The organism is Fimbriimonadaceae bacterium (assembly GCA_023957775.1).
In the GTDB taxonomy this organism is placed as follows: domain Bacteria; phylum Armatimonadota; class Fimbriimonadia; order Fimbriimonadales; family Fimbriimonadaceae; genus JAMLGR01.
Genome location: JAMLGR010000011.1, coordinates 19,051 through 41,381, shown reverse-complemented (window position 1 = coordinate 41,381; position 22,331 = coordinate 19,051). Strand labels below are relative to the sequence as shown.

Genomic DNA, 22,331 nt, shown 5'->3' with positions numbered 1-22,331 from the left:
CGGCCTTCGTTCAGCGGACGCTAGGGATTTGGGATCAACTCGCCTGGGCGATGGGGGCCCGGGTTTCCTTTTTCGCCGCCTCACCCGTTTCCTTTCGCCCGTGCAGGACGCTGGCCATCAGGGGAATCGTTGAAAGCAATCCCGCCCACAGAAGGCTCTTGCCGATCGCCTTGCGCTCTTCGTTCGGCAGTTTCGGACCCAGCAACAGTGCGACGCCCGCCCCCAGCATCGCGCGTGTTGCGGCCACCAACGCGATCTTCGGAAGGCTTACTTCCACTTCTTTCATGGCAATCTCCTTGGGGACCACGGGTCCCCACTCCTTTCTGCGTGCGGAGGCAGGGGATCGCTCCCTCTCTGACGGTTTCTTGAGCGATCAGAGGTGTGGCGCAGTCCCGCCCACTCGCACCACTCGCACGGGCCGCGCCAGTTCCCTGACTCCTCCGGCCCGATGCGTCGGCGTCGCCTTGTCCCCGACGACCTTCAGCTCGAACAGCCCGAACGCGCCCTTCTCGAACCCGAAACCCACGCCGTCATCCTCGAACAGCCACCCACGCCACGGGCCGGGGCCGTAGCATCGCAGCGAGATCGGTGTCGTGGACGCCAGGTGCGCGACGTTCAAAACGCCTTCGAAGGTGGGCACCGCCGCCCCCTCCCGCACGAACAAGGGGATCTCGTCCAACGAGGGGCTGACCTGGATGGTCTCGCCCGATCCGACCAGCCGACCCGTTCGGTAGTCGAACCATTTGCCCTTGGGCAGACGGACGCTTCGCGACTTCTCGCCCGCGAACATTGGGGCGACCAGCAGGTCGTCTCCCAGCAGATACTGGTCGGTCTCCAAACCGCCATCGACCAGCGACATGGGACGTATCGGGGGCACGCCGTCCCGCCAATACTGCGAGAACGTCGTGTAGAGGTACGGCACCAGCGACTCGCGAAGCAGCATCGTGTCGCGCACCTGCTTCTCCACCTCGGGGAAGCTCCACGGCTTCTTGCCGCTGTCCCACGCGTTCAACTGCGCGATGGGCGCGAGACACGCCGACTGCATGCGCCGCACCCACTCCTCCCCCGTCCCCGCGGACCGGATCTCCGCGCACCAGAGCACGCTGGCCAGCGAGCTGTTGGTCAACGCCGTCACGTACTGCCGGTGATCGTAGGTGTCGCTGTAGATGGCGAACGGAAATCGGCTGGCCGCTCCGTTCGAACCCCGCACGAGCCCGAAGGTCCGATTCCCGTCGGTGCGGAACATGCGGTCGATCTCCTTCTGCCACAACAGACCGTAGATCTGGCGCATCTGGAGCCCGGAAGGCCCCGAAGGAAACGTGGCGTGGTCCGGCCACAGCCACACGTCGAACCCGTCGACCTCGTCGATCTTGTAGCCGCTCACGCCCAACGCCAGGTGGTGCTCCTTGTGGAAGGCCCGGACGATCTCCGCGGCCTTCCGGTCGTAGAGGTCGGGCGCCGCCCCCAGCCACACCGTATGGGAGCCGAACTTGGTCCCTAACTGCCGGAACAGGTCCGACCCCGGCGCCACGTACGGGTTCTCCCACAGATTCACGTGCAGACCCCGCTCCGCCATCGCGGCCATGAGCTTCGCGGGGTCGGGAAAGCGCTCGGGACTCCACTCCATCGTGCCGGGATACGAACGGGACTGCCACCCGGGCTCGAGCCCCACCACGTCCAACGGGAATCCGCGGGTGTGGAACTCGTCCACCTCGGCCACCACCTCCTCGGCGGTTGCCAGCGAACGCAGACGGTGCCAAAACCCGAGCGCCCACCGGGGCGGCATCGGCCCACCCCCACAATAGAGGTTGTAGCGCCGCAGCGCATCCATCGGGGTTGGACCCTCGAACACGAGAACCTCGAGGCCCGGCGCCTGGACGCTGGCCTCGACCTTCCCGCTATCGGGTTGCGCGTCCCACTTGCGGTCCGTGTTCCGATCTCGGAACGGCGGCCGATCGGGATCGTCGAGGCGGTTTCCCACGCCCGCGTACACGTTGATGGGTCGCGACGTGTTGAAGAACACCGCGTACCCCAGGCTGCTCACGTAAAGCGGCGTCGGGGCGTGGAGGCGATCGTGGCCCGACGCGTAGTGGTCGACCTGGAGGTGGTAAACCCCGCCCCTTCGGTCGCTGCCCGACATCTGCAATCCCAACCCGAAAATCCGCTCCCCCGGCTGGAGGGGGATCTGGGCCGTGGCATAGTCCTTGTTCGCAGCCAACCGGACGCTCGCAACCTCGAACGGGAGTGCGCCCGTGGGCATCTCGGAGAGCCGGTCGGCCCGCGGTTGCGACTCCGCGGCTTCGGTCAGCGTGGGGCGGTCCCGCTTGCCGACCTGCGTCCGCCAGACCCCGGGTTGAACCTCCTCCCACGAGGCCGCCGCGCTCGCAGCGAGGGCGAAGGTGATCGCGGTCCATGCCGCCAGCGTGATCGTCATCGTTCTAGGCAAGCAGCCCAGGCACCACTTGGCCCGCGACGTCCGTCAGTCGGAAGTTCCGACCTTGATAGTTATACGTGAGGCGCTCGTGGTCGATCCCGAGTTGGTGAAGCAAGGTGGCCTGCATGTCGTGCACCCCCACCGGGTCCTTCACCACGTTGTAGCTGAAGTCGTCCGTTTCGCCGTAGACGTGACCGCCCTTGAATCCGCCGCCGGCGACCCACAGGCTATAGCACGAGCCGAAGTGATCGCGGCCGTGCCCGTTGGGTTTCTTGATGTCGCCCTGCACGAACACCGTTCGCCCGAACTCGCCGCACCAGAGCACGATCGTGTCGTCGAGGAGCCCCCGCTGTTTGAGGTCCTTCACGAGCGCCGCCGAGGGCTGGTCCGTGTCGCGGCACTGCAGCGCCAGTTGCGTATCCAAGTTGAGGTGCTGGTCCCAACCCGAGTGCATGAGCTGGACAAACCGCACGCCGCGCTCGATCAGTCGCCTCGCCAGAAGGCAGTTGTGCGCGTAGGTGCCCTTCTTCTCCACGTCGGGGCCATACATCGCCAACACTTCCTTCGGCTCCTTGGAGATGTCGGTCAGCTCGGGCACGCTGGTTTGCATCTTGAACGCGAGTTCGTACTGCGTGATACGGGTCTCGATCTCCGGATCGCCGTAATCCTGCAGCCGTTTGCGGTCCAGCTCCGCGATGTCGTCCAGCACGCCTCGCCTCAGTTCGGGGGTCATGCCCGGCGGGTTGGAGAGGTAGAGCACCGGGTCGCCCTCGGGCCGGAACCGTACGCCCTGGTACTTCGAGGGGATGAACCCGCTGCCCCAGTAGTAATCGTAAAAGAGTTGCCCGCACGTCTTCTTCTCGTCGCTCGACGTCATCACCACGAACGAGGGCAGCTCGTCGGTCATGCTCCCCAGCCCGTACACCGCCCAGGCGCCCATACTCGGACGGCCCGGAATCTGGCTTCCGGTGAGGAAGAACGTGACTCCCGGCGCGTGGTTCACGGCATCCGTGTGCATCGAGCGCACGAGGCAGATCTCGTCGGCGATCGAGCCGGTGTGGGGAAGCAGGTCGCTGAGCCACATCCCGGACTCTCCGTGCTGGTGGAACGGCTTGATCGCGGGCAACACGGGGTACTTGCCTTGCCCCGAGGTCATGGTGGAAAGCCGTTTCCCCTCCCTCAGCGAGGCCGGCAGCTCCTCCAGGCGGTGCGCTTCGAGTCCGGGCTTGTAGTCGAACAGATCCACCTGCGACGGGGCGCCCCCTTGCCACAGCACGATCACGCGCTTGGCTTTGGGCGTGAAGTGCGGCACGCCCGGAAGGCCCTGGGTTCCATGCGTGCCTGGAAGCAACGCCCCGAGGCCGTCGCGCGCAAGGAGCGAGGTCAGCGCCACCGCACCCAACCCCTTGGCGCCGGCCGAGAAGAACTGGCGGCGGGAAAGTCGGAGGTCTCGCTCGAAGAAGGGGTTCATCGTTACTCCTTGGTCAACGCCTCGTCGAGGTTGAGGATCGAAAGGCACACGGCGGCGTAGGCGGCGTGTTCCGGGGCTGCGAGGCGGCTGTCGCGAACGGAGTCGCCCTGGGAGAGGTAGTGCGCCGCCTCGTCGGGGTGGGCGCGGTAGTAGTCCAGTCCGCGCTGAACCCCGCGGTTCAGCACGGCCATCTCTTGCGCATCGGGGGTCCTTGCGCATACGAGCCGGAACGCGAGGGCGAGGCGCTTTTGGCGATCCTTCTCGGCGAGCATGACCCGTTGGGCAAGGGCGCGGCCCGCCTCCACCCACGTCGTGTCGTTCAGGGTCGTCAGCGCGTGCAGCGGCGTGGAGGTTTGGGACATGCGCACGGTGCACACCTGGCGAGACGCGGCATCAAACATGTTGCCGGGCGCCGCCGTGCGCCGCCAGAAGGTGTAGAGGCTGCGGCGATAGAGGTCCGCACCCTTGGATTGCGGGTAGCGAAAGTCGCGCTCGTCCGTGATGCCGAGCCCGTCCCAGATGCCGGTCGGCTGGTACGGATAGACGGGTTTGCCCCCCATCCGCAGGTCGATCAATCCGCTGGCCGCCAGAGCCTCGTCGCGCAGCAGCATCGCCGGCAGGCGGAACCGGGCGCCACGGGCCAGCAGGGCGTTGGAAGGGTCGCGCTGCTGCAGATCCGGGCGGAGCTTCGAACTTTGGCAATACGTCGCGCTGGTGACGATCAGCCGATGCATCGCCTTCACGTCCCAACCCGACTCCATGAACTCGACCGCGAGCCAATCGAGCAGCTCGGGGTGCGTCGGAGGTTCGCCTTGGACGCCGAAGTTCTCCGGAGTGCGCACGAGCCCGTGGCCGAAGAAGGTCTGCCAGTACCGGTTCACCTGCACCCGGGCCGTGAGCGGATTGTCGCGCGACACGATCCACCTGGCCAGACCCAGCCGGTTGGGCGGAACGTCTCCCTTGGCCGGCGGCAGCGGCTCGGGCGTCCCACACGCCACCTCGTCCATGGGCGAGGTGTAGTCGCCACGCGAATAGATGTGCGTGACGCGAGGCTGCTGGTCGGACATCACCATCGGGCGAGGCAGCGCGGCCTTCAGCGCCGCCAATTCGGCCTTCAGAGCCTTGGCCTTCTCCCAACGCGCCTTCGATTCGCCCGCAAGGCCATGGTCCATGAAGTACGCGTGGAGCTTCTTCGCCTGCTCTGGGGAGCGATCCTTGACGGCGAGCACGTTTCGAATCTCTTCGGGGAGCCCGTTGTCGGAGCTCGCGCCAGACAGCCACTCCGCCTCCGCGCGCCGGGTCTCGGGCGCTCGCTCCATCCACGCCGCCAGGTTGGCCGCAGCGGCCGACTGCGCCTCCAGCGCGTGGAGGCGCCGCATCTGCTCCGGCGTCCCGGCGTAGATCCACGGTTTGGCGATGCTGTACGGCACGCCGCCTTCCGGCACCCCGGATTCCGGCACGTTGTTGAAGTAGGCGAGCAGCTTGTAGTAGTCGCGCTGCTTGAACGGGTCGTACTTGTGGTCGTGGCAGCGGGCGCACGCCATGGTGATCCCGAGCCACGTGGTGGACGTGGTGTCCACGCGGTCAAAGAGGAGCACGTTGCGCTGCTCTTCGGCGATCGCGCCGCCTTCGCCGTTGAGCATGGGATTGCGGTTGAAGCCGGTGGCGATGAGCATGTCGCGCCCTTCCGGCGTGGCCTGCGTTGCGCCCGGCATCAGGTCTCCGGCGATCTGCAGGAGCGTGAACCGGTCGAACGGCATATTGGCGTTCATGGCGCGGACCACCCAGTCGCGCCACACGTACTGGTAGGTGTCGCCCTCCATCTGGAAGCCGTTGCTGTCGGCGTAGCGCGCGGCGTCGAGCCACGGCAGGGCCATCTTCTCGCCGTAGTGCGGGCTGGCCAGGAGGCGGTCCACGACCTTCTCGTAGGCGCCGGGCGACGCGTCGGCAAGGAACGCGTCGACCTCCGCCAAGGTGGGAGGCAGACCCGTGAGGTCGAGGGTGACGCGACGGATCAGGGTTGCCCGGTCGGTCTCGGGGGAGGTTTTGAGCCCCTCTCGTTCGAGGCGGGCGAGCACGAAGGCGTCGATCGGATTGCGCACCCATCCGGGGGTCTTCACGGGGGGGAGCGAGGGGCGCACGGGCGCCACGTAGGCCCAGTGCTGAGGTCCGGCCGCGACCTGGTTGGGGCATCCGGCCGCGATCCACCTTTCGAGCGTCGCGATTTCGGTGGCGCCGAGGGGTGCGAACCCGAGCGGCATCTGCGGCTTGCCGTCGGTTCCCTTCACGCGTTGGATCAAGAGGCTGGCGTCGGGTTTGCCGGCGACGACGGCCGGGCCCGTCGCTCCCCCGCGCATCACGCCTTCGAAGGAGTCGAGCGCCAGGCCTCCCGAGGGGCTGGCCGCGCCGTGGCAACCGATGCATCGGGCTTTGAAGAGGGACTGGACGTCCGCGAAACCCACCTGCGATGGGGACTGAGGCGTTTGCGAGGGCACCGCCAAACCCAACACACCGAACACGGCCAAGCTCACCGGGAGCAGTGCCCGAAAGACGCAATTGGGAGCCGTGAAGGTCAGTCCACCCCGCATAGAGCCCTCTGCGGCAATATGGCACATCTTCAGCGATTCTCAGCCTCTTGCCTAATCGCTTCCCCGCGCTGTCGCAACAGGCGTTCGAGATAGCGGTTCAGCACCAGCGCTTCGACAATTCGCCCAAGGACGCCAAGCGGCGCCTCGTAATTGACTCGATCGATCATCCGCGTACCCTCCCCATCGGTCTCGAAGAGATGATCGTGGGTGAAGGTGCGGAACTGACCCTTCACCATCTCGTCGCGAAAGTGGCGAGGCGGATCGAACGCGGTGATGCGGGACGTGTGCGTGAGCGAGACCCCAAAGTGGCGCCCGCGAAACGTCACCTCTTCGCCCATCCCGATCAGCCCCGTCGTGATCCCGGCGATCGCCTCTTCTCCCGAGCCCTTGAGCGAGCGCGTGTGGAGATCCATATCACGAGCGAGGTCGAAGCAAACCGAGGGGGGAGCGGCGATGGCGGTCAGGACCTCAAGGGTGGCCACAACGTGATTATGAAGGCGCAAACCCGCAAAATTGCGGGTTTGTGACTGAGGATCACCGCCGGACCATCGTATTGGGTTACGATGGAGCCTCGGACTTGCGGAGGATCGGTTCATGAAAGGGCTGGGAGTTTGTCTCATTATCGTTGCGGGCGCGTCGCTGGCCTCGGCTCAGGGGCGCTTGATTGTGTGTGGCGACGAGTGGTCTCTTTCGGACTACGCCTTCACCAACAACGCCGCGTCCACGAACGCGTTTGCCAACAACGTTGCTCAGCAGCTCATCGGCTCGAGCGGGAGCATCCTTCGGAAGTCTAATAACGGTCTCTTCAATGGGACGACACTTGCTACCACGTTGACCACGGCAGGCTACTCCTTCACCACCGACACCTCGACCACGTTCACCCTTGCTCAGCTTCAGGCCTACGATGCGGTGTTCTTGGCGGGCGCCATCGGTCGCGCGGATGTCGCCGCGAACCTGACCGCGCTGACAACCTACATTGTAGGAGGCGGATCGGTCTATCTGGCCTGCGGGACGGGAGACTTTGGAAATGCGGCTGCTGAATCCGCCGCATGGAATAGCCTGACTTCGCTCTATGGCATCTCCATCGGGGGTGCCTGGATCGATCCGTCGAGCACGCTCAATGTGACGGTCGATGCGGGTGTCCATCCTCTGCATGCCGGCGTAACCACTTTCACCTACGGTTGGGGCCACGACATCTCGGTCACCAGCGGCGCAACGGTCGCCCTTAGAGGCGGCCCCGAGCTCTCGCAGAACATCGGCTTGGTGGCGATGACCAACAGTCCGGTTCCTGAGCCGATCACGATGGCGCTGGGAACCATGGGCCTCGGGGCGGCGTACCGACGGCGACGAGCCTCGCGAAAGCAGTCCTAGGGAAGTCCTAGGTCGGCTCGCATCGCAGGAGGCAGGTACTTGGCACCCTCTCTGAGCGTCAATCCCGAGACTGCGCTCCGGTGCTCCATCAGGAACTCGAAGACGACCTGAGGTTGACGCTTGCCGGTCTCGCGGAGCACCCACCCGATCGCCTTTCGGATGAAGAACTCCTTCTCGCCCAGTTGGGGAGAGGCGTACGCGACGAAACGCTCCCATTGGCCCAAGTCACCGCGCCTGAGTGGCAGGAGGAGCGACAGCATCGCGGCTCTGCGGACCCAAAAGTTGGCGTCCAGTGCCCAGCGATCCATCACCGTAAGCGCCGATGGGTCCGCGGCGATCACCGCGGGCAGTATCGACGTGGCGATCGTGTCGACGTGCGCCCAGCCATTCGACTCGATCACCCAGCGACGCAGGAGCGGAAGATCGCGCTTCGTGACGAGCGCAGGAGCGAGGGCCAACAAGTCCAACGCCACCCCGCGGATCTCGTGGACACGGGTCTTCCACATCGCCTCGACGAGGCCCCACATCTCCTGCCGCGAACACCCTTTGATCGCTCGCCAGAGCGCCTTGGCGAGCTTGGCCTGTTCGGGCACCGGCGCGCCGATGAACTCCAAACTGCTTTTGAGATACCGCTTCTCAAACTCGGCGCGCCCCGGCTTGGAGACCTCCAAGAGATCCATGCGAACCTGCTCGACAACCGCCTCCACGTCCACACCTAAGTATGCTCTTGGCAACCGTGAAGACCTTCACTCTGAAGACCGAATACATCACCCTGGGGCAACTCCTCAAGGCCGCCCACATCGTGGGTGGAGGCGGCGAGGCCAAGGCGTTGCTCGCCGAAGGTGGCGTGAGGGTCAACGGCGAGGAGGACAACCGCCGCGGCCGCAAACTCCGTTCGGGAGACGTGGTCGTGCTTGCCGACGGGACGGAGATCCGAATCGATTAGCCGCCCCTGTGAGTCGTGGTTTGTGGTTTGTGGTTTGTGGTTTGTGCGGACAGTTGCAGCCGTTCCGTTCCGGCCAGCAACAAGGCTCCGACCCCGAACGTATCCGTATCGCTCGCCTTCACCGTCCGCGGGTCCTGGCCAATGGGCTGCACCCATCCCAGACGGCCGTTCGGGTCCACGGCTCCCACCAGTGCGGCGAAGGAGCGGTCCGAGGCCGTTCGGAATTTGGGTTCGGGCAGCACGCCCGTTCGCACGCCCCAGCTGAGCGCGTAGCAGAAGAACCCCGTGCCGCTCGTCTCCTTCGCCGGGTAGGACCCAGGATCGAGAAGGCTGGAACGCCACATGCCGTCCGGCTGCTGGATCTCCACAATCCGCGACGCCATGGCCCGGAACTGCTCCACCCACTTCGCGCGCAAGGGATCGTCCGGTGCCATCGCGTCGAGCACGCGCGCGAGGCCCGCGAGCACCCACCCGTTCCCTCGCGCCCAGAAGACCTTCTCTCCGTTCGCCTCCCGGGGCTCGAAGTAGCGGCTGTCGCGGAAGAAGAGCCGCTCGCTCGGATCGTAGAGGTAGTCCGACGTCTTCCACCAGAGGCGGCTTGCCAGCTCCAGGTAGCGCCGGTCGCCGGTCTCTTTCGCCAACATCGCCAGCACGGGCGGCGCCATGAACAGCGCGTCGCACCACGCCCACTCGCGGTTGTGGATGCCGTCCTTCCACTCGAGGGATTCGTCGTGCGATCGGGCGAGTTGGGCATCCGCCCACTTCTTCACCGCCTCGATGCGCTCCGGTTTGCGGTCCCGATGATAGAGCGAGAGGTAAGCCTGTCCCACGGCTTGGTCGTCCGCCATGAACTCCCTTGGTCCCAGTTTCCAGGACAAGCCCTCGGCGATGCTCTGCACCCACTCGCTCGGTTCGTCCTGGCCGGTCTGATCGGCGTACGCCAGCACCCCGGCGTAGAGGGGGGCGAGCATCCACTCGGTCTTCGTATAGGGCGAGGGGTTGCTTCGCACCCATCGCCACACGGCATCGAGAACCCGACGGGGTTGGTTTGCGCTCCAGGGCCCGCGATCCTCGTCCGCCGCCTGCAGCGTCGATCGATAGTCGGTGTAGTGCACGTAGCGGTTCGCGTTCATGAACACCGCGACGGGGCCTGTGGCCGGGCGGGTGCCCCGGGGCACGAAAGGCCTTACGCTGTCGTGCTTGCTGTTGCCGGTGAGCGCCACGTGACTCCACGTGTCGCCCCCGTCGGGGGTGAACCAGCGCTCGACCTCGAAGCGCCCGTCGATGGGCCGCGAGAGGTACACGAAGCGGGGGTCCTGCGGGTCCAGCACCACGCCGCCGGAGTAGTGCGGCTCGGGTTCGCGCTTGCCTTCGGGTGTCGTGGGGAACCACTTCCCTCCATCCGTGATCAGCCGGTCCACCCATCGGCGACCATTCCACCACGCGTAGCGGTAGACATGGTGGTCCTCGCCGGGCAGCCGGGCGTAGACGATCACCGGGTTTCCACGATCGTCGGCGATATCCCAGATCCACGCCCGTACGTTTTCGGCGCGACCGTCGTAAACCACGTCGGCATCGGTGGGACGGAACGGCAGTTTATCGAGGCTGGCAAGGAGCGATCCGTCGATGCGGTGGAACGCCCCTTTCTCGTACCGGGCGTAGTAGATCGAATTCGTGGGCTCGTTTCGCGGATGCCCGTCGGTGAACGCAAGATGCACGCGCGAGCGGCCGTCGCCCGCCACCTTCACGTAGGGGCGGTTGTTGGTGTCCTCGTTGGCCGGAGACACCACGATTCGGCCTGTGGCCCACGTCTCTCCATCGTCGTCCGACCAACTCAGGGTGGGTTTCCAGTTCATGCCGCGCCAGAAGAGGAGGATCCGGTTCTTCTCGGAAGCGAGTCGCTGCGGATTCGGGTAGGTGTAGGTCGTCAGGGCGCCCTTCGGGCCCTTGTAGTTCGGATCGTTGGGCGAGATGCTGCGGGCGGCGCCCCAGGCGGTGGGATCGCCGGCTCGCTCCGAGACGCGCATCCAGAGGTCCTTCCCGGTGTGCTTGGAGTAGAACGCGGCGATGCGGCCATCGAGCAGCGGGAGAAGGGCCGGGACGGCGTGGTCGTCTCGCTCAAATCCCTTCTCGAGCGTTGCGGTCTGGGCCGTGTGCGTCCTCGGGTCGTAGCGGTTGACGAGGAGGTCGCCTTGCGAGGAGACGCCTCCGGCTACGATTCGGCCATCGACCCAAAGGGCCCGGGGATCGGCGAACCAGCACCAGGCGCTGTCTTGCGCCACGTAGTGGTCGTGGCCGAAGGGGCTGGCGGCGAGCAACAGCAAGAGTGAGACCACGGTTCATTATGGGTTTGTGGTTTGTGGTTGGTGGTTTGGGCTGACCGTTTTCCACCGCCTGGACCTTGCAAACACCCCTCTTGTCGGACCATAATGGGGATGACGCTCGCGCATGGCTCGACCTCTGGGAGAGCCCCCTACGAGAGACGAGCGGAAGGGTCCTCCTTGGCGATTGAGCCACACCGCGAGCGTGAGGAGGAACGACAATGATCACCCGTTACCAGGGATGGCCGGCGTTCCGCAACGCCGACAGGCTGGCCAAGATGTTCGATGAACTCTGGCCCAATGCCGATGAAGCGCGCTGGGCGAATCAGCCCCAAGTCGATATCCTCGAGACCGAGAAGGACCTCACCTTCGTGATGGACCTGCCCGGCGTCGAAGAGAAGGACATCGACGTGGAGGTCGTGGGCGACAGGCTCACGATCCGCGCGCAGCGGGAGCTCGAGAAGGAGGAGAAGCGCGACGACTACGTGCGCATGGAGCGCACGTTCGGTTCGTACCAGCGCAGCTTCAACCTTGAGTTCCCCGTGGAGTCCGACAAGGTGGACGCCCAGTACAAGAAGGGCGTGCTCACCGTGATGGTGCCGAAGGCGAAGGGTGCGAAGTCGCACCATGTGCCCGTGCGCCGTATCGAGAAGTAACAACGCTCGGCGGACCCACCGCTCGGGCCGCCAAGGAGGATCGCCATGAGTCTCAAGACAATGGTGCGTAAGGACGTAGCGACGTTCGAAATGGATGTGCCGGTCATCGAAGCGGCCCGAGCCATGGAGGAGCGCAACATCGGCTGCGTGGTCATCGTAGATCAACGTCGGCCGGTGGGCATCCTCACCGATCGCGACCTTGTGGTTCGCGTGATGAACAAAGGCAAAGACCCGCGAACGATGCGCGTCTCCGAAGCCATGACCCGCAACCCGACGATCCTGAGCGAGGACCTCGGCCTTTACGAGGCCCTCGAACAAGCCCGGGGCAAACCGATCCGTCGGTTCCCGGTGATCGATTCCAACGGTCACCTGACGGGCTTCTTCACGGTCGACGATGTGCTGCGGCTCGTTGGAAAGGAGATGGGCGCGGTCGCCAGCATCCTGGAAAAGGAGATGGCGTACGCATAAGCCCCTCGGCTCGCGCCGAGGCGAAGGGAGCCGTTTCGGTCAGGCCAAGCTTCGGCTTGGAATTGGCTGGAACGCTCCCTTTCGCATTTCGGGGTCCCGCGCGCGCCGCGGTAGCCTTGGCGTATGCAGATAGGCCGCTACACGGTTCGAGCCCACAACCACGGTTTCTTCCGCCTCGACGGCGGAGCGATGTTCGGGGCGGTGCCGAAGACCATGTGGTCGAGGGTCGCCCCTGCCGACGACGCCAACCGCATCTTGATGGCGACCCGTTCCCTGGTGATCGAGGAAGGGCCTCGCCGCATGCTGGTCGACATCGGGTGCGGCGACAAGTGGAGCGAGAAGACCCGCGCGATCTTCGAGTTTCCAGCAACGCCCTACGAGCCGGTCGCTGGGGTCACCGATGTGCTGATCACGCACTTCCACTTCGACCACGCGGGCGGCATTTCACGCCTCGAGGGTAAGACGGCAGTCCCCAACTACCCCGACGCGGTCCACCACGTCTCTCGCGCGAATCTGGAGAACGCGAGGCATCCCAACGTCCGCGAGAGGGCGAGCTACCTCGCCGAGAACCTCGACGTGCTCGAGGCGGTGGACCACCGGCTCCTGGAGGACGGCAACGAGGTCTTGCCCGGGATCACGGTGCACCGATCCGACGGCCACACGAGGGGATTGCATTGGGTCAAGGTCACCGACGGCGGGCAGACCCTCGCGTACCCCACCGATCTCATCCCCACGTCCCACCACCTCCCGATTCCCTATCCGATGGGCTACGACATGTGCGCCCAGACCGTGATGGAGGAGCGAGCATGTTTCCTCCAGGCGGCGGTGGCCGGGAACTGGGTGGTGGTCTTCGAGCACGACCCGGAAGTCGGAGCCACCCGGTTGGAGTTCGACGAACGGGGAAGGGCGCGGGTCGCGGAACGACTCGACCTGTAGTGGCCCGCACCGCCCCCCGGGTCATCTCGAGCGCAATCGAGAGATCTGGTGCCGCGTCCTTCGCGTGCCCCCTCCGCGCACCTGCGCCTCAGCGTGAAACTCCCCCGTCCGCGCCCTCGCATCCGCGGGTAGCCTCGCGTCATGAACTACCGCGATCAGATGATCCGCCTCACCCAAGGCGCTGCAGATCACTTCGTGCACAGCATCAAGGCCATGCCTGCCGAGAAGCTTGAGTGGAGCGTGAACGACGCGGGACGCACGGCGATGGACCAGTTTCGCGAGATCGCTCAGTCGCCCATGTGGGCCGTTCCCCTGCTGAAGGCCAGGTCGTTTCCACCCTTCGACCCCGAGGTGATGGCCAAAGCCAAGGAGGAGCGCGACCAATGGGATCTCGCCACATGCGAAACCCGCTATCGTGAAAATCTCGAGGCCCTGTACGCAGAGATTCGAGCGCTTCCCGACGATGAGCTGGCCATCGAGATTGTCCTCCCGTTCGCCGGTGGAATCACCCAGTCGATGGCGGACATCATGGCGTACCCGTACTGGAACACCGTGTATCACCTAGGCCAGATCAACTTCATCCAGATCCTCTACGGCGATCACGAGATGCGGTAGGTGCCGCCTCAGGCTCCATGCCATAGACAAGGAGCGCGCGCCACCCAGCGGGCGAGCGCCGCCACGGCTTCGTCGGCGTAGCGGAAGACCGGAACCCCTTGCCCCCGCAGCGCGGCGGCCAAGGGGTCGTACAACGGGCCCGCATCCACGACGAAGACGAGCGGTTTGTCGCTCAACGCGCGCCACTGGGCCGCCCGAGCGGGAAAGGCCGCAGGGTCCCCCAGTTGGCCCTCGAGCGTCCGCAGACTCGGCGCAAGCGGCACGCAGCCCACCACCAAGGCGTCCACGTCCTCCCGATCGAGCGTCAAACGCACGAGCGCATCGTACGCGTCCTCGTCGGCCGCTGGGGTGACGTCGAGCGGATTGCGTGCCGAAACCAAAGCATCCAACCCAAATCGACCCAGCGTTTCCTGGAGCACTCCCTCGAAAGGCCCGTCGAGCCGGGTCCAATCGGCGTGGGCGTCGGCCATGCCCACCGCCTCCATCCCCGCGTTGGTGATCCCGAAGAACCGGCTCCCCCGCACGTTCCACTCCGCGCCGAGCGCCGCGACCTCCAGCAACTGCCCAAACTCGCGGAACGAGTGCGCCACGAGCGCCCCCGCACTCTCCAGCGCGGCGAGGCACACGTCGTAGTCGCCCGCCACGGCGGCGGTATGGCCCGCGGCCGCGCTTCGGCCGGTCTCCGTGCGGCCAGCCTTGTAGAACACGACGGTCTTCCCCGCCGCGCGCCACCTCGCGATCGCGCGCACGGTCTCCAACCCGTCAAGGTTCGCGAAGCCCTCCAGGTACACGCCGGCGACCGATACCTCGTCGCCCACGGCGAGCGTGTTGAGCAGATCCGAGACCGTGACGTCGGCCTGGTTGCCGATCGACACCGAGACTCTCGGTTCGAGGTAGTGCAGACTGCTGAGGCGCGCGGCGATGAACGCCCCGCTCTGGGAGAGCAGCGCCAGGGGTCGTCCCTCCCCTTCGCGAGATCGAGGCAGCTTGTCTTCGGGAAGGAAGAACGCGTCCACCTTGCCCGGGCGAGACCGCAATCCCATACAGTTCGGACCGAGGAACACCGCGCCGCTCTTGCCGCTCTGGCGACCGGAGCAGATGGCCTCGCGAAGTTCGGCACCGATCTCCTCCGAACCCGGGGTCTCCCCGGCGCCCCCCGAAATGATGATCGCGGAGCGCACCTTCCCCGACCCATTCGCCTCTCGGACGATCTCCGGCACCGCGGCCGCGGGCGCCGCGATCACCAGCAGGTCCGTCGGGCCGGGCAGCGCGTCGAGAGACGGCACGCAGCGCACCCCGTCGAGGCACTCCACGCCCTCCTTCACCACCGTCACGTGCTCGGGGTCGAATCCCGCGGCCAAGACGTTCCCCAGAAGAATCCTCCCAAAACTCCCGGGCTTGCTCGAGACTCCGGTGAGCGCGATGGAACCGGGTTTCAGCAGGCACGCCACCTGATCCGCCGGCCGAACGGGGGCGGCGACCGGAGCGGTGCCCAACCGGCCTCGACCATCCAAGGGCACCAAGCGCTGGTTGCGGAACGCGAAGGGGTTCACCTCGAGCTCGGCCAGATCGGGCCCCTCCTCGCCGCGGTCCACGCAGAACCGGCGCGCGATCGAGAGGAACACCTGGAAGCAACGCAGCAGCTCGGCATCCGACACCACGCGTTCGTGCCCCCGCACGTTGCCCGCGAGCACATCGTAGGCCGCGGTCGCACGGAACATCTCCAGAAACGTCTCGGCGTCGGTGTCCATGGCCACGGCCTTGGCCACCGCCACGCCGGGGCGCATCTTCGTCGCCAGATACTCCGTGTCTTGTCCCCCCAGACCCGCCGCGATGACGGGACCGAACTCCCGCGAAGCGCGGATGCCGACGAAAAGCTCCCCGCCCAGGCCCCGCGTGTCGTGCTCCACGAACTCGACGACGAGCGTGCCGGCGACCCTGGCGGACTCCCCGACCTTTGCCAGCAGGCGCTTGATCGTCTCGTCGACCGCGTCCGGGTGCTTCGCCACAAAGGCCACCGCTTCGGCCTCGGTCTTGTGCACGACGTCCTGCGACACAAGCTTCACCACCACGCGATCGCCCGGATACTGCGCCAGCACGTCGGGGTCGATCGTCGAACCGCGGGGAACGAACGTGTGGCGCGGAGGCGAGATCGCACCCACCAACTCGATGAGGTTGTACACCTCGTGCTCGTAGAGCTGGGCGCGCTCCTCCTCGTAGGCCTCCTGGAGCAGGTTCTCGAAGGCGTGCGCCTCGGCGCCGGTGAGGCGCGTGGCGTCCTCGGCCGTGGGAACTTCGGCTTCCGGAGATTCGAGGTCCTCGGGCGGCATCGACTCGATCCACTCCCGGGCGACGCGTGGCGTGGCGCCGCGCTGCAGCGCCTCGGTGTACCGCGTGGCCGCCAGACGCCCGAATCGAAACGCGCGCACGTTGGTCTCGACCACCCGCGGCGCCTTGGCCGTGAAGAGGGCGACGACCGCCTCCTCCAACTCGTGGGCGGAGAAGCCTAGGAACAGCGACGCCGCGCCCAGCGCCGCGATATTCGCGGCCAATGGGCTTCCTGCCGCGCGGCCCAATCGGTCCATGTCGAACGCGACGTGGCGCTCGAACGCGCCGATGTGCGCGAGCACGTCTTCGATCGACGGGTAGTTCGGGATGTTGGTGAGGGCCTTGCTGTTCGAAACCACCGCCCCGTCGGGGCGCAGCATCGGCACGTAGCGAAGCGCCTCGACGGGCTCGACCGCCAGCACCATGTCGGCCCGCCCGCGCGGGATGAGGTCGCTGTAGATCTCGCCGTCGGAGATGCGCAGGTGCGAGTACACGGCCCCGCCCCGCTGGGACATGCCGTGCACCTCGGCTTGTTTGACGTGTAAGCCCTTGGCCTCGGCCGCCAACGAGAGCACGCGCGCGATGGTGAGGATCCCCTGCCCCCCCACGCCCGCCAGCACCAGATCGTGTCGCATCGCTACTCCACTGGAAGGTTGGACGACCGCTTGCTCGGCCGAATTTGAATGCACGCCCGCCGGGCGACGATCACGCTCAACCCCTTGTGATCGATCGCCTTGCGCAGGACCTCGACGTTCTCCGCCCGGTGTTTGGGTAGAGGCTCCACCAAATGCAGGTCCTTCACCCCGAGGCCCCGCAGAATCTCAAGCAGCGGCTCACCGGTGGCCATCGAATCCTGAGCCCCCGTCATCGCCGTCGTGGCGTTGTCAAGAATCAGGACCGTGATGTCCGCATCCGAGTGCACCGCCCCCAACAGCGCCGACATTCCCGAGTGGGCGAATGTCGAATCGCCGATCGCGCAGAGCACGGGGTACGCGCCGGCGCGGCGGGCGCCGTGCGCCATCCCGACGGACGAGCCCATGTCCACGCACGAGTGCACGGCCTGGTACGGAGGCATGATTCCGAGCGCGTAGCATCCGATGTCTCCAAACATCAGGGCGTGGGGAAACTCCCGCGTGGCGTCGAGCATCGCGTTGAACGTGTCCGAGTGGGGACACCCCTTGCAGAACTGCGGCGGCCTCCCGGCCACGATGGGATCTTCGGGGGCACCCTCCGCCAACGGGACGCCGAGCGCGCGGGCGACGGTTTCCGGCAAGAGCTCGCCGTCGGGGGGCAGGCTGCCGTCGAGTTTGCCGCGCACGTCCTTGCCCGAAAGGCCAAGCAAGCCGTTCAAGCGCTGTTCGATGAAGGGATACCCCTCTTCGACGACCACGATCTCGTCGCAGTGCTGCACCAGCTTGCGGATCAGCGCCTCGGGAAGCGGGTAGAGGCCGATGCGCAGCAGCGAGTCTTCCGGTTCGGCGCCGAGCATCTCGCGCACGTAGTTGGAGCCGGTCCCCGCACAGATCACGCCCCGCTTGCCGCCGAGTTCGAGCGTGTTGTACGGCGAGGTTTCGGAGGCGGCTCTCAGCGCAGGCTGAAGGTCCAACAAGTGACGGTAGCGCCGACGCGCGTTGATCGGCACCAGCGTCCAGTCGTTCGGATTGGGAAGCGGAAGGGCCGTTTCCCGGCGGGCGCGCTCGTCCTCCGGCCACTGGTGCACGCCGGAGCGGCTGTGCGCGAGGCGGGTGACCAGCCGCACCATCACCGGCACGCCCCACTCTTCGGAGAGCCGGAAGGCGTCGCGCGTCATGTCGTAGCACTCCTGCTGGGTGCTCGGTTCGAAGCACGGGAGGTGGGCGAACTCCGCATAGAAGCGGGAGTCCTGCTCGTTCTGCGAAGAGTGCATGCCCGGGTCGTCGGCGACCACCAGCACCAAGCCCCCGTTCACCCCGGTCAGCGCCGAACTCATGAAGGGGTCGCTGGCGACATTGAGTCCGACGTGCTTCATCGACACGAGCGCGCGCTTGCCCGCGTAGGACATGCCGAGCGCCTCCTCGTAGGCGACCTTCTCGTTGGCCGACCACTCGGCCCAAACGTCGGGCGCCATCGCCTGAATCGATTCGAAAATCTCGGTCGCGGGGGTGCCCGCGTAGGAGAACGCGCCGCCGATCCCGGCATCGACCGCGGCCATCGCCACGGCCTCGTCGCCCAACAACAGTCTTGCGGTCATAGTGGGCATGCTTCTATGTTGGCCCGAGGTCCCGAGGAGCGATATGACAGGGCTCATGGCGGCGGAACACGGCCGTGCGCCGATCGGGTAGGAAGGAGCGGGGGAGCCACGCCATGCGACTCAATGTGAACGGGAAGGAGCACACGGTCGACGCGCCGCCCGAAACCAAGCTCCTCGAGGTCTTACGCGACGATCTGGGGCTGACCGGCGCGAAGTACGGGTGCGGCGAGGCGCAGTGCGGCGCGTGCACCGTGCTCCTCGACGGGCAACCCGTGCGCTCCTGCATGGTCCCGGTCTCCGCCGCAGAGCCCGCCAAGATCTGGACGATCGAGGGGCTAGAGCAGGAGGGCAAGCTGCACCCCCTCCAACAGGCTTTCCTCGACGAGGACGCCATGCAGTGCGGGTTCTGCTCCACAGGAATGATCTTAGTGGCCGTGGCTCTGCTCGAGCGCAACCCCAATCCCACGGAAGCGCAGATCGCCCAGGGGATGCAAGGCCACGTGTGCCGGTGCGGGGTCTACCCGCGCATCGTCGCGGCCGTGAAACGCGCGGCCGCAGCGAAGGAGGCGACGCGATGACGTTCGAGAGCCGCATGGAGCTGTCCCGCCGCTCGGTGCTGAAAGCCCTCGGCGCAGGCATGGTCGTGCTTGCCGTCGGCCCTGTGGCCTCTGCCCAGCGCCGCGGTGCAGAGGCACCGCAGACGATCGACGCCTGGCTGCACATCGGCGAAGACGGGCAGATCACGGTGCTCACCGGCAAGGTCGAGGTGGGGCAAAACGTGCGGACGTCGCTGGCCCAAGCCGTCGCGGAGGAGTTGCGCGTCCCCATCGACTCCATTCGTATGGTGATGGGCGACACGGCCCTGGTGCCGTACGACATGGGAACGTTTGGGAGTCTAACGACCCCCACGATGGCACCCCAACTGCGTCGCGCAGGGGCCGCGGCCCGCGAAGCACTGCTCGATCGCGCCGCCGAAAAGTGGGGTGTGGACCGCGCGCGGCTGCGTACCGAGGATGGGCGCATCACGGACCGCCCCGAGCACTCCGCAACCTACGGCGAACTGGTGGCCGGAAAGCCCTTGGACGGGGCGATCCGCTCGGACATCGCACTCACCGCGCCCCAAGAACATAAGGTTCTTGGCCGGTCGGTACCCAAGGTCGACGGCCGCGCGATCGTCACCGGGAGCCACCGGTACAGCGCCGACCTCGTGCGGCCCGGCATGCTCCACGCGGTGGTTCTCCGCGCACCCTCCCTGGGCGCAATGGCGGCGTCGATCGACGAGGCCGCAGCGCAAGCGCTGCCCGGGACCCACGTGGTGCGCGACGGCGAGTTTGTCGCCGTCGCGGCGCCTACCCGCCGGCAGGCCGAGGCCGGCCTTGCCGCGCTGAAGGCCAAGTGGAACGAGGTCCCAGGCCCTTCGGCAAGCACGTTGTTCGAGGACTTCCGCAAAGCGCTCGGCGACCCCGGCTCCATCGCCGGAGCCCACGTCCTGCGAGCGACCTATACGGCGCCCTACATCGCGCACGTTCCGCTCGAGCCGCGCGCGGCGCTCGCCGAATGGGTGGACGGCAAGATGACCGTACACACGGGCACGCAACGTCCCTTTGGCGTCCGCACCGAAGTGGCCCAGGCACTGGGGATCAACGAGGATCTGGTGCGCGTCCTCGTGCCTGACACCGGTTCAGGATATGGCGGCAAACACACCGGTGACGCGGCCGTCGAGGCCGCGCGGATCGCGAATGCGCTCGGGGAGCCGGTGAAAGTCGCGTGGACCCGCCCCGAGGAGTTTCGGTTCGCCTACTTGCGCCCGGCGGCGCTTATCGAGATTGCCGCTGGCGTGGACGCGCACGGGATGTTGACGGGGTGGTCCTTCGAGACCGTGAATCCCGGGGGTGCCGGGTTGCGCACGCCCTACCGCGTTTCGAATCCGAGAGAGCGCTCGACCAATGGTCCTTCGCCACTTCGCCAGGGCTCGTATCGCGCCCTCGGGGCGACCGTCAACCACTTCGCGCGCGAGTCGCATATGGACGATCTGGCGCGCCTCGCTGGTTTGGACCCGGTGGCGTTCCGGCTGAAGAACCTCACCGAGGATTCGATCCCCACGGGGCCCACGCCCACAACGCGCCTGCGGGCCGTGCTCGAACTATGCGCGTCGGAATTCGGCTGGAGCACGCCCGCCCCGGACGGCCACGGCTTCGGCATCGCCTGCGGCGCGGAGAAGGGCGGGTTCATCGCGACCGCGGTCGAAGTCGCGGTGGACGGCAAGGAGTTCCGCGTCGTGCGCGCGACCTCCGTATTCGATTGCGGCGCCGTCGTCAACCCAAAGCACTTGGAGAGCCAGATACTGGGCGCCCTCGTTCAAGGCCTCGGTGGGGCCCTCTTCGAGAGGATTGACTACCGAAACGGCAAGCTCCTCACCGACCGCCTCTCGCGTTACCGGGTCCCGCGTTTCGGGGACGTGCCGAAGATCGAGGTCGTCTTGCTCGACCGAAAGGACCTCCCGTCCTCCGGCGCCGGCGAGTGCCCGATCGTCGCCATCGCTCCGGCGATCCGCAACGCGCTGCTGGCAGCGACGGGGCAGGGGCTTCGGGACTTGCCCTTGCGGCTGGTGTAGGGGGAGTTGCACGCAAAGAACGCTAAGATCGCTAAGGTTTCACGCAGAGTCGCAGAGGCGGGGAGGGTGGGGCTAGGACACTTTGGGCAACACCTTCCTTCGGTGAATCAAATGGCGGCGAATCGCGTGGAACTTAAGGAGGCACCCATTGAGTAGCGCGAACACGCTGAGTTTCCAGCAAAACGTCGAAGTGACGATCAACAGAAGCTGGAGTAGCACCCGGTCCATGAAAGCTCCGCCCTCCGACTTCCATCTCCTCCGTGCCTCTTGTGCTCCAAGGACGGTGTCGTATTCATGCACTTTCAGATTCCAATGAACACCGAATCCATAGGGAAGTCTCCGTGGAAAGGTCAGGGATCGCCGTCCAGGCACGTAGTATCTGTGTCGGTCCGCTGTCTCGCCCACCTCAACTGCGGTGTTTGCTGGTGGAGGCCATGTTCGGTAGACCCTGAGTGCTTCTACCTTGCCATCCATCGCCTGCCTGTCGTGGAGGACGGGGCCAGTGGTAGCCATTGACACCAGCCCTATCCCATCGATCAATAGAAGCGCCACGATGACTGGTAGGAGGAGCCACCGGCGCGAGCGCCAGACGCACCATGCGAAGGCTGCAAGGATCACGTACTCAGAGCCGATCTGCACGGTCGTGTAGGGGAGGCTCTCAAAATGCAGCACCCAAGCCATGAACAGCGGAATGGTTGAAGACAGGACCAGCAACACCAAAGGAAGGGCCGCCAACCGCCACGGCGACCTGACATCCAAGCCCGATTCGCTGCGGATGAGGTCCTCAGCCACGAGCTCCACGGGCCCGAGGGGTTGGAGGGCCTCGGATTCGCTGCCTGTGTCATTGGCATGAAGGTGCAGGTGCGAACGCAGTTCGGCGATCAACTCGCCTCGGCGAGGCTCGGCGACACGGCGCGCGAGGCGGCGGTCGAGTTCGGCGAGATAGGCTTCGCTGCGGCTACTCATGGCCGGGCTCCAGGGTGCGGCGAGGGGGCGGCTGCAGCACGGTGCCTACGGCCGACACGAATGTCTCCCACTCCTTCGAACGGCGCTTCAGCTCACCGCCGCCCTCCTCCGTGATCGAGTAGACGCGGCGGGGCGGGTCTTCGTCCTGCATCTCCCACTCCGCGGTGACCCACCCCCGCTCCTCGAGCTCGTGGAGGATGGGATACAGCTGCCCTTCGCCCATTTTGAGGACCTTGCTCGAACGGGCCTTGATCGCCTTGGAGATGCCGTAGCCGTGCAAAGGCTCTTCGGCCAGCACCGCAAGAACCAAGGCGCGTGTGTCGGTTCTGTATCTCATTGACGTACATCATAACACGATGTACATCGAATATCAAGAAGATAGGGGGA

Annotated in this window: 19 protein-coding genes; 8 read left to right on the top strand and 11 right to left on the bottom strand. The window is 66.1% G+C overall.

The annotated features are described in order from the left end of the window. Positions 1-34: 34 nt before the first annotated feature. The 5 genes from M9921_10360 to M9921_10340 all read right to left on the bottom strand — a co-directional run bounded on the left by M9921_10360 (position 35) and on the right by M9921_10340 (position 6,975). On the bottom strand, positions 35-286 hold the full coding sequence (locus tag M9921_10360) for a hypothetical protein (GenBank protein MCO5297248.1): 252 nt from the start codon (positions 284-286) through the stop codon (positions 35-37). A gap of 87 nt (positions 287-373) precedes the next feature. Beyond that, positions 374-2,434 (bottom strand): hypothetical protein, encoded by a 2,061-nt coding sequence (locus M9921_10355; protein ID MCO5297247.1) that lies wholly within the window; start codon positions 2,432-2,434, stop codon positions 374-376. A 4-nt stretch (positions 2,435-2,438) separates the two neighbouring features. Further along, positions 2,439-3,905: a DUF1501 domain-containing protein gene (locus tag M9921_10350; protein ID MCO5297246.1), complete on the bottom strand. Its 1,467-nt coding sequence runs from the start codon at positions 3,903-3,905 to the stop codon at positions 2,439-2,441. 2 nt (positions 3,906-3,907) lie between these two features. Beyond that, a complete protein-coding gene (locus M9921_10345; GenBank protein ID MCO5297245.1) occupies positions 3,908-6,436 on the bottom strand; it encodes a PSD1 and planctomycete cytochrome C domain-containing protein in 2,529 nt (842 codons plus the stop codon). A gap of 86 nt (positions 6,437-6,522) precedes the next feature. Further along, a complete protein-coding gene (locus M9921_10340) occupies positions 6,523-6,975 on the bottom strand; it encodes an SRPBCC family protein (GenBank protein MCO5297244.1) in 453 nt (150 codons plus the stop codon). Positions 6,976-7,087: 112 nt separating this feature from the next. On the opposite strand from M9921_10340, the gene M9921_10335 reads away from it, so the two are divergent. Then, on the top strand, positions 7,088-7,864 hold the full coding sequence (locus tag M9921_10335; protein ID MCO5297243.1) for a PEP-CTERM sorting domain-containing protein: 777 nt from the start codon (positions 7,088-7,090) through the stop codon (positions 7,862-7,864). On the opposite strand, the gene M9921_10330 is transcribed toward M9921_10335, so the two are convergent. After that, on the bottom strand, positions 7,861-8,571 hold the full coding sequence (locus M9921_10330) for a DNA alkylation repair protein (GenBank protein MCO5297242.1): 711 nt from the start codon (positions 8,569-8,571) through the stop codon (positions 7,861-7,863). The two genes, M9921_10335 and M9921_10330, sit on opposite strands and share 4 nt — an antisense overlap. 29 nt (positions 8,572-8,600) lie before the next feature. Between M9921_10330 and yaaA the strand changes: the two genes are divergently transcribed. Beyond that, on the top strand, positions 8,601-8,810 hold the full coding sequence (gene yaaA, locus M9921_10325) for a S4 domain-containing protein YaaA (protein MCO5297241.1): 210 nt from the start codon (positions 8,601-8,603) through the stop codon (positions 8,808-8,810). On the opposite strand, the gene M9921_10320 is transcribed toward yaaA, so the two are convergent. Next, positions 8,807-11,146 carry a glycoside hydrolase family 88 protein gene (locus M9921_10320; protein MCO5297240.1) on the bottom strand — a complete coding sequence of 780 codons (2,340 nt, stop codon included), beginning with the start codon at positions 11,144-11,146 and terminating at the stop codon, positions 8,807-8,809. The two genes, yaaA and M9921_10320, sit on opposite strands and share 4 nt — an antisense overlap. Before the next feature lie 206 nt (positions 11,147-11,352). Between M9921_10320 and M9921_10315 the strand changes: the two genes are divergently transcribed. The 4 genes from M9921_10315 (at position 11,353) to M9921_10300 (ending at position 13,806) form a co-directional block, all read left to right on the top strand. Then, on the top strand, positions 11,353-11,787 hold the full coding sequence (locus tag M9921_10315) for an Hsp20/alpha crystallin family protein (GenBank protein ID MCO5297239.1): 435 nt from the start codon (positions 11,353-11,355) through the stop codon (positions 11,785-11,787). 45 nt (positions 11,788-11,832) lie between these two features. Beyond that, positions 11,833-12,255: a CBS domain-containing protein gene (locus tag M9921_10310; GenBank protein MCO5297238.1), complete on the top strand. Its 423-nt coding sequence runs from the start codon at positions 11,833-11,835 to the stop codon at positions 12,253-12,255. 123 nt (positions 12,256-12,378) lie between these two features. Continuing rightward, positions 12,379-13,191: an MBL fold metallo-hydrolase gene (locus M9921_10305; GenBank protein MCO5297237.1), complete on the top strand. Its 813-nt coding sequence runs from the start codon at positions 12,379-12,381 to the stop codon at positions 13,189-13,191. A 141-nt stretch (positions 13,192-13,332) separates the two neighbouring features. Next, entirely contained in the window at positions 13,333-13,806 is a 474-nt protein-coding gene (locus tag M9921_10300; GenBank protein ID MCO5297236.1) for a hypothetical protein, read from the top strand. 8 nt (positions 13,807-13,814) lie between these two features. On the opposite strand, the gene M9921_10295 is transcribed toward M9921_10300, so the two are convergent. Together M9921_10295 and M9921_10290 are read right to left on the bottom strand one after the other, a co-directional pair. After that, positions 13,815-16,769, bottom strand: a complete 2,955-nt coding sequence (locus M9921_10295) for an indolepyruvate oxidoreductase subunit beta (GenBank protein ID MCO5297235.1) — start codon at positions 16,767-16,769, stop codon at positions 13,815-13,817. A 2-nt stretch (positions 16,770-16,771) separates the two neighbouring features. Further along, a complete protein-coding gene (locus M9921_10290) occupies positions 16,772-18,364 on the bottom strand; it encodes a thiamine pyrophosphate-dependent enzyme (GenBank protein MCO5297234.1) in 1,593 nt (530 codons plus the stop codon). Between the two features lie 113 nt (positions 18,365-18,477). Here M9921_10290 and M9921_10285 point away from each other — a divergent pair, with 113 nt between their 5' ends. Next, positions 18,478-18,942 carry a (2Fe-2S)-binding protein gene (locus M9921_10285; GenBank protein ID MCO5297233.1) on the top strand — a complete coding sequence of 155 codons (465 nt, stop codon included), beginning with the start codon at positions 18,478-18,480 and terminating at the stop codon, positions 18,940-18,942. Then, a complete protein-coding gene (locus M9921_10280) occupies positions 18,939-20,978 on the top strand; it encodes a molybdopterin-dependent oxidoreductase (protein MCO5297232.1) in 2,040 nt (679 codons plus the stop codon). The genes M9921_10285 and M9921_10280 overlap by 4 nt, the downstream gene beginning before the upstream one ends. Before the next feature lie 72 nt (positions 20,979-21,050). Here M9921_10280 and M9921_10275 read toward each other — a convergent pair whose 3' ends face one another. Beyond that, positions 21,051-21,944 carry a hypothetical protein gene (locus M9921_10275; protein ID MCO5297231.1) on the bottom strand — a complete coding sequence of 298 codons (894 nt, stop codon included), beginning with the start codon at positions 21,942-21,944 and terminating at the stop codon, positions 21,051-21,053. Next, on the bottom strand, positions 21,937-22,281 hold the full coding sequence (locus M9921_10270; protein ID MCO5297230.1) for a helix-turn-helix transcriptional regulator: 345 nt from the start codon (positions 22,279-22,281) through the stop codon (positions 21,937-21,939). Before M9921_10270 ends, M9921_10275 begins: the two co-directional genes overlap by 8 nt. Between the last annotated feature and the right edge of the window lie 50 nt (positions 22,282-22,331).